Source organism: Pseudomonas sp. Z4-7 (genome assembly GCF_051131965.1).
Classification (GTDB): domain Bacteria; phylum Pseudomonadota; class Gammaproteobacteria; order Pseudomonadales; family Pseudomonadaceae; genus Aquipseudomonas.
The window spans coordinates 157,501-168,972 of sequence record NZ_CP071642.1; the positions used below are offsets into that span (position 1 = coordinate 157,501).

Sequence of the window (11,472 nt, forward strand, 5' to 3'; positions counted from 1 at the left end):
GTTATGGTTAAGTGGGAAACGATGTGGGAAGGCTTAGACAGCTAGGAGGTTGGCTTAGAAGCAGCCACCCTTTAAAGAAAGCGTAATAGCTCACTAGTCGAGTCGGCCTGCGCGGAAGATGTAACGGGGCTCAAACCATACACCGAAGCTACGGGTATCACGCAAGTGATGCGGTAGAGGAGCGTTCTGTAAGCCTGTGAAGGTGAGTTGAGAAGCTTGCTGGAGGTATCAGAAGTGCGAATGCTGACATGAGTAACGACAATGGGTGTGAAAAACACCCACGCCGAAAGACCAAGGTTTCCTGCGCAACGTTAATCGACGCAGGGTTAGTCGGTCCCTAAGGCGAGGCTGAAAAGCGTAGTCGATGGAAAACAGGTTAATATTCCTGTACTTCTGGTTATTGCGATGGAGGGACGGAGAAGGCTAGGCCAGCTTGGCGTTGGTTGTCCAAGTTTAAGGTGGTAGGCTGGAATCTTAGGTAAATCCGGGATTCTAAGGCCGAGAGCTGATGACGAGTTACCCTTTGGGTGACGAAGTGGTTGATGCCATGCTTCCAAGAAAAGCTTCTAAGCTTCAGGTAACCAGGAACCGTACCCCAAACCGACACAGGTGGTTGGGTAGAGAATACCAAGGCGCTTGAGAGAACTCGGGTGAAGGAACTAGGCAAAATGGCACCGTAACTTCGGGAGAAGGTGCGCCGGTGAGGGTGAAGCACTTGCTGCGTAAGCCCACGCCGGTCGAAGATACCAGGCCGCTGCGACTGTTTATTAAAAACACAGCACTCTGCAAACACGAAAGTGGACGTATAGGGTGTGACGCCTGCCCGGTGCCGGAAGGTTAATTGATGGGGTTAGCTAACGCGAAGCTCTTGATCGAAGCCCCGGTAAACGGCGGCCGTAACTATAACGGTCCTAAGGTAGCGAAATTCCTTGTCGGGTAAGTTCCGACCTGCACGAATGGCGTAACGATGGCGGCGCTGTCTCCACCCGAGACTCAGTGAAATTGAAATCGCTGTGAAGATGCAGTGTATCCGCGGCTAGACGGAAAGACCCCGTGAACCTTTACTATAGCTTTGCACTGGACTTTGAATTTGCTTGTGTAGGATAGGTGGGAGGCTTTGAAGCGTGGACGCCAGTCTGCGTGGAGCCATCCTTGAAATACCACCCTGGCAACTTTGAGGTTCTAACTCAGGTCCGTTATCCGGATCGAGGACAGTGTATGGTGGGTAGTTTGACTGGGGCGGTCTCCTCCTAAAGAGTAACGGAGGAGTACGAAGGTGCGCTCAGACCGGTCGGAAATCGGTCGTAGAGTATAAAGGCAAAAGCGCGCTTGACTGCGAGACAGACACGTCGAGCAGGTACGAAAGTAGGTCTTAGTGATCCGGTGGTTCTGTATGGAAGGGCCATCGCTCAACGGATAAAAGGTACTCCGGGGATAACAGGCTGATACCGCCCAAGAGTTCATATCGACGGCGGTGTTTGGCACCTCGATGTCGGCTCATCACATCCTGGGGCTGAAGCCGGTCCCAAGGGTATGGCTGTTCGCCATTTAAAGTGGTACGCGAGCTGGGTTTAGAACGTCGTGAGACAGTTCGGTCCCTATCTGCCGTGGACGTTTGAGATTTGAGAGGGGCTGCTCCTAGTACGAGAGGACCGGAGTGGACGAACCTCTGGTGTTCCGGTTGTCACGCCAGTGGCATTGCCGGGTAGCTATGTTCGGAAAAGATAACCGCTGAAAGCATCTAAGCGGGAAACTTGCCTCAAGATGAGATCTCACTGGGACCTTGAGTCCCCTGAAGGGCCGTCGAAGACTACGACGTTGATAGGCAGGGTGTGTAAGCGCTGTGAGGCGTTGAGCTAACCTGTACTAATTGCCCGTGAGGCTTGACCATATAACACCCAAGCAATCTGTAGACTCGAAAGAGGCCAGATTGCGGTGTGTGAAGACGCAATGAACCGAAAGTTCGAGTCAAAACCCACAAACTATCGCATACCCATTCGCTGGAACGTGACCGTAAGGCACGCACTGGCTACCGAATTTCTTGACGACCATAGAGCATTGGAACCACCTGATCCCATCCCGAACTCAGAAGTGAAACGATGCATCGCCGATGGTAGTGTGGGGTTTCCCCATGTGAGAGTAGGTCATCGTCAAGATTAAATTCCAAAACCCCTATCTGCTGACGCAGGTAGGGGTTTTGTTTTAGTAGAAGTCTTCGATTTTCACCGACACGTTGTTCCTGAGCGGGTTGGTTACCGAATTTCTTGACGACCATAGAGCATTGGAACCACCTGATCCCATCCCGAACTCAGAAGTGAAACGATGCATCGCCGATGGTAGTGTGGGGTTTCCCCATGTGAGAGTAGGTCATCGTCAAGATTGAATTCCAGAACCCCTGTCTGCCAATGCAGACAGGGGTTTTGTCGTTTTCGGAGCCGATAATCGGATCGCCGTCCTAATTGACGCCACCCCCCGGCAAACCCCCAGGCCGTTGCTATGCTTTGGTTGTCGGGCATTGGCAGCAACAGCCCGCGACGTGACTGGTCATGGGGATTCCAATAATGAAAAACCCTTATGCTCCCGGCTTCTGGTGCGCTGTCGCGGCCTTGGTGCTGCTATCGGCCACCTACTTCTATGGCGTCATGCTGACTCACCATATCGACAAGGCACTGATTTTCCTGGATAGCGCGGCTGCGCTGATCGCTGTCATTTCTGTCGCAATCGTCGCCTGGGCTTCTCTCCAAGGCCAGCGCATCAAGAAGAAGCAGCTTGTGCAAGGCAAGACACTGGTCTTGATCTGGGATACCAAGGTTGCGCTGCGCCGGGTTGAAACGGTATTCGACCGTTATTTCTGGGGCAGCTATTGGCAGCCTGGACGCACGTTTCAAGAAGTCATGGGTGAGCTCACCGGCACTCCGCTGGAGAAAAGCCTCGAGGCACTGAAAACTCAATGCGCCGCCCTGGACAAGCAAGTCGCGCAAGACGACTGGCATTGGCTCAACAATGCCCGCGAGCTGTGCGATGTGGCCAACGCGATGGCTCGGGAGCGCTATCAATTGGACTTCTACGATGGGCGTGACGATTCATCGGGTGCGGCAGTAATCAATCGAGATTTCGAAGTGTTGGTCTACACCTGGACAGCACGCCTCAAGACCTTCGATCATCAACTTGACGAGATCGAAGTCGAATATTCGTAGACCATTTCTCAAGAACACGCTTTTTCCCCTTTAAACATTGGGCTTGCTGACTTGCCTGATGCTAATCTCCCCACCACTTTTATCGCGTCGTACCACAGCCCTTTGCGGGTCAAGGAAGACGACTCTTTTCAACCATGGAACACGATCGGATCACTCATGAACAAATCAGCAAGCGTACTTCTGGGAATCGTTGTGGTTGTTGGTGCAATCAGTGCGGGTGGCGCCTGGTATACCGGCACCAAGCTTGAAGGCGTACTGCAAACCGCCATTACCGACAGCAATAAGCAACTGCAAACGGCTTTGGCGGGTTCCAATGGCACCGCTTCGATTGAACTGGTCTCCCTGGACCGTGGCACCTTCAGCAGTACCGCCCGTTATCGTCTCAAGGGTGAAGGCGAAATGTTCGGCGGCGAGCCGGTCGAGCTGCTGTTCGTCGACAACATCGAACACGGTCCACTGCCATTCTCGCGCCTGATGACGCTCAAATGGTTGCCGGTCATGGCCACCAGCCACACCGAACTGGAGCGGACTCCGCTGACCGAAAAATGGTTCGTTGCCGCCAAGGATAAATCGCCTCTCAAAGGCGTCTTCAATCTCGGTTACGATCAATCCACCAACGGCACGTTCGAACTGCTGCCTCTGGATACCAAGCTGGATGAGCAATCCCAGCTGATCTTCTCCGGCCTGAAAATCGATGTGGCCGCCAGCGCCCAGGCTGAGAAGATCAAGGCCGACGGCTACATGGACAGCTTCAAGTTGACCACCGTCGCCGAAGATCAGACGCCGGTTCAGGTAGAGTTCAATGGCCTGACATTGGCCAGCAACCTGACCAAGAGCACCTATGGCTACTACAAGGGCGACAACACCCTGTTGCTGAGCAACAGCAAGACCACCTTCGGCGAGCCGAAATCGGTATTGGGCCTGAAAAACTTCGAGATGAAGAACAACAGCTCCGAGAACGGCACCAGTGCTTCGGGACGCGCTGATTACAAGATCGGCGAGTTGTCGTTCAATGACAAGGTCATCGGTTCTGCACAGATGGCGGTCAGCCTGAAGAACCTGGACATCCCTGCCACCATGTCGCTGATGCAGGTCTACCAGGCCAAGCTGCAACCCTACGAAAAGGCAGCTGCCGAGGCCGCTGAAGCGGGCGAGCCGGCTCCAGAGCTGAACCTCACCGAGGCAGAAGAAGCGCAGGTCAAGGCTGACCTGGAAAAACTCCTGGCTGGCGCCCCGCAAGTGGCCCTGGAGAACCTCTCGTTCAATACCGCTAACGGCGAAAGCCGCGCGAGCCTGGTTGTCGATCTGGCCAAGCCGCAATCCATGGACCTGCCACCCGATGAGCTGGGCCGCCAGTTGCTCGCTCTGCTGGACTTCAAGGTGAAGGTTTCCAAGCCAATGCTGGTGGATCTCCTGACCGTGCAAGCGCAGATGGAAGGCCAGACCGACGCAAAACTGATCGCCGACCAGGCGACTGCCACCAGCGATATGTTCAGCGCCATGGCGGTAGGCACGGAGCTGGCGAAGCTTGAAGGCAATGATGTGGTTACCAATCTGCATTACGCCAACAATCAGGTCGACTTCAACGGCCAGAAGATGACCGTCGAACAGTTCACCGCGTTTGTGATGAACAAGCTGGGCGGCGGCGTCGCCATTCAGTAACTGGTCCCACGCAACATCCGAAGACCGGTCCGTGCCCTGTGCACGGGCCGGTTTTTTTTTGTCCGTTGAAAATGCCGCGCTGAAATCTGCATGGATTCTGAAGAATTATGGCGATCTGGAAGATGACCCGCCACGGAGTGCAAAACTAGGCCCGTTAGAGCTTGGCTGGGTTCCTTTGATCCGGCCTTCTGTTTGATGGGCAAGGGGGCACTGCGACCCGGCTGGCCATGTAAGGATGCTGACGAATGCCTGTGGGTCCTCTTATTCAACTCGGTTTGCGCCCGTTGTTTCGCGTTGCGCTGTGCAGCCAATTGTGCTGGTCGGTGGCGGCGTTTGCCGATACCGCTTATGACCAGATGGTGCTCGACGCCCGCGCGGGGCATTACACGCCCGCGTTGTCCGTATTGCGCCAGGTGCCGGTTGGCCAGGCCAGCACCGCACAGATCAGTGACCATCTGCAGATCGCCAGTTGGGCCGGTCTTGATGCCGAGGTGGTGAAAGTCTACGAAACCCAGGGCCGCTACCGCGACCTTCCGGTTCAGGCGCTGACCGCAGCTGCTCGCTCCTATCGCAACCTCAAGCGCTGGGATCCGGCGGTCGAGTTGTATCGCCGGGCGTTGGCGATAGATCCGCAGAACCCCGATCTGCAACTGGGTCTGGCCTTGACCCAGGCCGATGCCGGCAAGCCAGATGAAGCCGTCAGCCGCGCCAGGGCCCTCGTTGCGGCCAAGCCAGAAGATCCGATGCGCCGGTTGGCCTTGGGTTATGCGCTGACGCGTGCGGACAATCCCCACGAAGCGCTTTTCGAATACGACCAGGCTTTCACCCGTGCCGGCAGCAACAAGCCTGAAGTCGCCCGCGAGTACGTCTACGCCCTGCAACGCGCCCGTTTGCCTGAGCCGGCCCTGCGCCTGGCCCGGCTTCAGCCCGGCCTGATCGATCGTGGCGTGCAGCGCAGGCTCGAAGGCGATGTGGCGGCCGAGCGGGTGCGCCTGGCGGATATGGCCAGTCGCAGCGAAACAGAACGTTTTGTCATTGCCGATCGCGCGCTGGCGGACTACGACAAACTGCTCGCCACCTGGACTCCGGTGGCCGAGGCCCACGATGATGTCTTGCGCTGGCGGATCGACCGCATGGGCGCCCTCAACGCCCGGGCTCGCCGGGCCGAGGTGATCGCCGAATACCAGAAGCTGGTCGCTGAAGGGGTCCGCATTCCAACCTACGCGCTGCGCTGGGTGGCTTCTTCCTATCTGGAGCAACGTGAACCGGAGATCGCCGTCGATCTGTACCGCCGCGTGCTGATTGCACCGGATGCAGATCCTGCGGACCGCTTCGAAGACAGCACTGCGCTCTACTACGCCTTGCTGGAAAGCGAAAAATCCGAGGAGGCCCGCGCACTGGCCGAAGACCTGGCGAAAGCACAGCCGGCCCGCGTGGAGCTCAAGGGGCTGCCGATCGGCAATCCCAACGACGAGTGGATGGACGCGCAGCTCCTGGCCGCTCAGGCAGGTACCTACGGCGCCGATCTGCCTACCGCCGAGGCGCGCCTGGACGCTCTGGTCTACCACGGGCCCGGCAATATCGGCTTGCGCCTGGCCCAGGCCGATTTGTACCAGGCACGTGAATGGCCGCGACGTTCGGAAAGCCTGCTCAAGGAAGTCGAGGCCACGACGCCGCGCAATCGCGACCTGGAAGTCGCCCAGGCCCGCGCCGCCATGGATCTGCAGGAATGGCGGCAAATGGATGCGCTTATCGATGACGTGGTCGCCCGCTATCCCGAGAACGCTCACGTCAAGCGCCTGCAACGCCAGCGTGACGTCCATGACATGGCTGAACTGCGCATCGAGGCCTACACCGGCAAGAGCTACGGTGGCGGCAATGGCGACGCTGGCGCGGTGACCGGCAGCCGCGATTTTGGTATCGAGACCTTGCTCTACAGCCCGCCCATCGATGAAGACTGGCGGCTGTTCGGCGGTGCCGGTTACGCAACCGGCGACTTCGAGGAAGGCACCGGCCACCATCGCTGGCAGCGCCTGGGAGTGGAGCGGCGTACCCGCGACATGACCCTGGAGGCGGAAGTCTCCAACCATTCGTATGGTTCCGGTGACAAACAGGGCGCGCGAGTAGCCGTGGCCCGGGACATCAATGATCACTGGCAGTACGGCGGCAGCCTGGACTACCTCTCGGCCAACACTCCGTTGCGGGCTCTCAACAGCGGGATTCGCGCCAATGGTGGAAGCGGTTTCGTCCGCTGGCGTGCCAATGAAAGCCGCGAGTGGCGGCTGGCTGTCAGCCCGTCCCACTTCAGCGATGGCAACAACCGCCTCGAGACCTTGCTGACTGGCCGCGAGGGCATCTACAGCGCTCCGAGGCTGCAAGTGGAGCTGGGCCTGGAAGTCGGTGCCAGTCGCAACAGCGGCTCAAATGAAGTGCCGTACTTCAATCCGAAATCGGACTTCAGCGTCATGCCGACCGTGAGCGCCAATCACGTGCTGTATCGCCGCTACGAAACCACCTGGAGCCAGCAATTCCAGGCCGGTGCCGGCACCTACAGCCAGAGTGACTACAGCACCGGCGCCATGGGGTTGCTCAGCTACGGCCAGCGTCTGCTCTGGAACGATGTGCTTGAAGCCGGGGCCGCGCTGAGCTGGCTCAACCGCCCCTACGACGGCGATCGTGAAAGCGATCTGCGCCTGCTTGTCGACCTCACCTACCGCTTCTAGAAGAGTTTGAAAATGCCCGTCATTTCGCGATTCATCCTTCTGCTGGGAGTCTTGCTGATCAGCGCTTGTGCCCAGCAGGCCCCGGCATTTGCCCCGCCTTCGCAACGGCCGGTGATGGCCAACGATGCGCCATGGCCGAAAAACCACGTGCTTGGCATCGCCTACCACGACGTCGAAGACCGCGACCCCGACCAAGCCTTGGTGGCCGTGCGCACCGAGCGCCTGATCGAGCAATTGGCCTGGCTGCGGGAAAACAATTATCAGCCGGTCACGATCGACCAGATCATCGCTGCCCGCAACGGCGGGCCCGAACTGCCACCGCGCGCAGTACTGCTGAGTTTCGACGACGGCTACTCAAGCTTTTACACCCGCGTCATGCCCATCCTGCGCGCCTACAACTGGCCGGCCATCCTTGCTCCGGTCGGCAGTTGGATCGACACGCCGCTGAATCAACCGGTGGATTTTGCCGGCGTGCCACGCAAGCGTTCCGAGTTCCTGACCTGGGAGCAGATTCGCGAGGTGTCGAAATCGGGCCTGGTGGAAATCGCCGCCCACACCGATGCCAATCACAAAGGCGTACTCGCCAACCCGCAAGGCAACCAGCAGCCGGCGGCGACCACGCGGCGCTACGATCCGGCTACCGGTCGCTATGAAGCGGAAGCCGATTTCCAGGCGCGTCTGCGCAAGGACGTGGCAGCCATTTCCGAGAAGATCCGCAAAGTCACCGGCTACAGTCCGCGCGTCTGGGTCTGGCCATACGGCGAGGCGGACGGCACCGCGTTGCAGGTGATTGGCGGCCAGGGCTACCAGATGGCCCTGACCCTGGAAGACGGCCTCGACAGCCTCGATAACCTGATGAGCGGCCCGCGCTTTCTGGTGGCTTCCGATCCGGACGGCGCTCACTTCGCCGAAAGCATCGTCTCGGTGCAGACCATGGACCCGATGCGGGTGGTCCACGTCGACCTGGATTACGTCTACGATCCGGACCCCGTGCAGCAGGAGGCCAACGTTGGCAAGCTGGTCCAGCGTATCTACGATCTGGGCGCGAACACCGTATTCCTGCAAGCTTTTGCCGACCCGAAGGGCGATGGCCTGGTCCATTCGCTGTACTTCCCCAATCGGCATCTGCCGGTACGCGCCGATCTGTTCGATCGGGTCGCATGGCAATTGCGCACCCGGGCCAACGTGAAGGTGTATGCCTGGATGCCGGTGCTCAGTTTTGCCCTGGACCCGAAGTTGCCGCGTGTACAGCGCTGGGATCCTGAAACCGGCAAGATTGGCGTCGCCCCGGACCAGTACGTACGCCTGTCGCCCTTCGACCCGAACGTGCGCAAGGTCATCGGCGAAATCTACGAAGACCTGGCGCGGATGAGCTCGGTGGACGGCGTTCTGTACCATGACGACGCGGTGTTCTCCGACTTCGAGGATGCCGGCCCAGCTGCGATGAAAGTCTATGCGGCCAACGGCATGCCGACCTCCATCGCCGCTCTGCGCGACGACCCGGCGGCCATGCAGCGCTGGACCCGTTTCAAGAGCCGCTACCTGATCGACTTCACCGCTGAGCTCACGGCCAAGGTCCGGGCAATTCGTGGTCCGGAGGTGCGCACGGCGCGCAATATCTTTGCCGAGCCGATGCTCAACCCGCAGAGCGAGGCCTGGTTCGCCCAGAACCTCGATGACTTCCTCGGCGCCTACGATTGGACGGCTCCGATGGCCATGCCGTTGATGGAAAAGCAGACCCGCGAGCAATCCGGCCCCTGGCTCGAACGGCTGGTGGAGACCGTCAAGGCTCGCCCCGGTGCGCTCAAGCGCACGGTATTCGAATTGCAAGCGCGCGACTGGCACAGCCAGCCGGTGGCCGATATCGAAGGCGAACAACTGGCCGACTGGATGGGGCGCCTCAAGCGCCAGGGCGTGACCAGTTTCGGCTACTACCCGGACAACTTCATCGAAGACCAGCCTGCCGTGAAAGCCGTGCGGCCCGCGCTCTCCAACAAGTGGAATCCTTGACATGCTCGACAGACTGCTCGCCGTCCTGGTGCTGGCGATCGTCCTTGGGGTGCCCCTGGGCCTGATCTTCCTGGTCACTGGGCAATTCCTGATGGACTTCGTGTTCTTCTACCCGCTGTTCATGTCCGGGCTGTGGATCGCCGGCGGCCTGTATTTCTGGCTGCACTGGGAGCGCCACTGGCCGTGGAAAGACGACACCTTGCCGCCGCCCCTGGCGGGCGAACCGCTGATCAGCATCCTGATCCCGTGCTTCAACGAAGGCGACAACGTTGCCGACACGATTCACGCAGCGCTGGGCCAGCACTACCCGAACATTGAGGTGATCGCCATCAACGACGGCTCCAAGGACAACACCGCCGAGGTGCTGGACCGACTGGCCGCCGAAGACCCGCGCTTGCGTGTGCTGCACCTGGCGGAAAACCAGGGCAAGGCCGTAGCCCTGCGCATGGGCGCCATCGCTGCACGCAGCGAATACCTGGTGTGCATTGACGGCGACGCGCTGCTGGCACCGAATACCTGCGCCTACCTGGTGGCGCCGATGCTCGACAACGCCCGCCTCGGCGCGGTGACGGGCAACCCGCGCATTCGCACCCGTTCAACCTTGGTGGGTCGGGTCCAGGTCGGTGAGTTTTCCTCGATCATCGGCTTGATCAAGCGTACCCAGCGGGTCTTCGGGCGGATCTTCACCGTGTCCGGAGTGATCGTCGCCTTCCGTCGCACAGCGCTGCACCGGGTCGGCTACTGGAGCCCGGACATGATCACCGAGGACATCGACATCAGCTGGAAACTGCAACTGGACCACTGGAGCATTTTCTACGAACCCCGTGCGTTGTGCTGGATCCTCATGCCCGAAACCCTGCGCGGCCTGTGGCGGCAACGGCTGCGCTGGGCCCAGGGCGGTGCCGAAGTGCTGTTCAAGAACATCCGCGGCATCTGGCAATACCGCCACCGTTACCTGTGGCCGCTGCTGTTCGAATACTGCCTGTCCACCGGTTGGGCGTTCACCTTCCTGCTGTCGGTGATCTTCTGGGGCGCCGGCAAATTCATCGAGATGCCCGCCGCCATCGCGGTGGATCACCTCATGCCGCCGGCCTTCACCGGGCTGTTGCTGGCGGTGGTGTGCCTGATGCAATTCGCGGTGAGCATCCTGATCGACCGTCGCTACGAAAAAGGCCTGTGGCACATCATGTTCTGGGTGGTCTGGTACCCGTTGGTGTTTTGGTTGATCAGCCTGTTCACCACCCTGGTGAGTTTCCCCAAGGTGCTGTTCGGGCAGCATCAGAAACGTGCGCGCTGGGTCAGCCCGGATCGCGGGATCAAGCCGTTCGATGACGAAGAAGAGGAAGTGATCCGATGAAAATTATCAGGACCCGGCAGCGGCCTTTTCTGGTGGTCATCGATGTGCTCTTTACCGTGCTGGCGTGGGTTGGGCTGTTGTATCTGCTGGTCAATGGGCTCTGGCCGTTGTTCGACAGCCATGCCGGGCCGCGCCTGGGTGGTTCGCTGTTCGATACCCTGGGAACCTTGCAGGTCTATGGCTGGATCGCGCTGGTCAACGCAATCATCCTGATTACCTGGGCGCGTTATCAACAGCGTAAAAGCCGCAGCTTCGCCCAGCGTCGGCTGCCGAGGCCTGCGGTGGATGACCAAGGCTTGAGCGCAAGTTTCAAGCTGACTGACGAACGACTGGAAACGTTGCGCCAGCCTGGCTCCAAAATCATCCATAACAACCCGGATGGCGACATCAGCCACGTAGTGCCGCACTTCCATCTGCTGAGCCCGGACTTGCAACCGCCGCCCCTGGCACCGCTGGACCGGCCGCCGGTGATTCATCTGCCGGCTGATCGCCCTGCGTAGTCAACGCAAAACACCACAGGTTT

At 59.3% G+C, this 11,472-nt stretch carries 6 protein-coding genes and 3 rRNA genes (1 of these 9 only partly in view); all 9 read left to right on the forward strand.

Features of this window, described 5'->3' with window-relative positions:
• A 23S ribosomal RNA gene (locus tag J3P91_RS00690) occupies positions 1-1,891 on the forward strand (it extends 1,001 nt beyond the left edge of the window).
• A 149-nt stretch (positions 1,892-2,040) separates the two neighbouring features.
• A 5S ribosomal RNA gene (gene rrf, locus J3P91_RS00695) occupies positions 2,041-2,156 on the forward strand.
• A gap of 107 nt (positions 2,157-2,263) precedes the next feature.
• A 5S ribosomal RNA gene (gene rrf, locus J3P91_RS00700) occupies positions 2,264-2,379 on the forward strand.
• Positions 2,380-2,561: 182 nt separating this feature from the next.
• On the forward strand, positions 2,562-3,197 hold the full coding sequence (locus J3P91_RS00705) for an NADH:ubiquinone oxidoreductase subunit N (protein ID WP_434570519.1): 636 nt from the start codon (positions 2,562-2,564) through the stop codon (positions 3,195-3,197).
• 156 nt (positions 3,198-3,353) lie between these two features.
• Positions 3,354-4,859: a YdgA family protein gene (locus J3P91_RS00710; protein WP_434602440.1), complete on the forward strand. Its 1,506-nt coding sequence runs from the start codon at positions 3,354-3,356 to the stop codon at positions 4,857-4,859.
• 245 nt (positions 4,860-5,104) lie between these two features.
• Entirely contained in the window at positions 5,105-7,582 is a 2,478-nt protein-coding gene (gene pgaA / locus J3P91_RS00715) for a poly-beta-1,6 N-acetyl-D-glucosamine export porin PgaA (RefSeq protein ID WP_434602441.1), read from the forward strand.
• A gap of 12 nt (positions 7,583-7,594) precedes the next feature.
• A complete protein-coding gene (gene pgaB / locus J3P91_RS00720; RefSeq protein ID WP_434602442.1) occupies positions 7,595-9,592 on the forward strand; it encodes a poly-beta-1,6-N-acetyl-D-glucosamine N-deacetylase PgaB in 1,998 nt (665 codons plus the stop codon).
• Position 9,593: 1 nt separating this feature from the next.
• The gene (gene pgaC, locus J3P91_RS00725; protein ID WP_305497636.1) at positions 9,594-10,949 is read left to right on the forward strand and encodes a poly-beta-1,6-N-acetyl-D-glucosamine synthase; all 1,356 of its coding nucleotides are present in this window, start codon (positions 9,594-9,596) and stop codon (positions 10,947-10,949) included.
• Positions 10,946-11,449, forward strand: coding sequence for a poly-beta-1,6-N-acetyl-D-glucosamine biosynthesis protein PgaD (gene pgaD / locus J3P91_RS00730; RefSeq protein ID WP_434602443.1), 504 nt, complete (start codon positions 10,946-10,948; stop codon positions 11,447-11,449). Before pgaC ends, pgaD begins: the two co-directional genes overlap by 4 nt.
• Positions 11,450-11,472 lie beyond the last annotated feature (23 nt).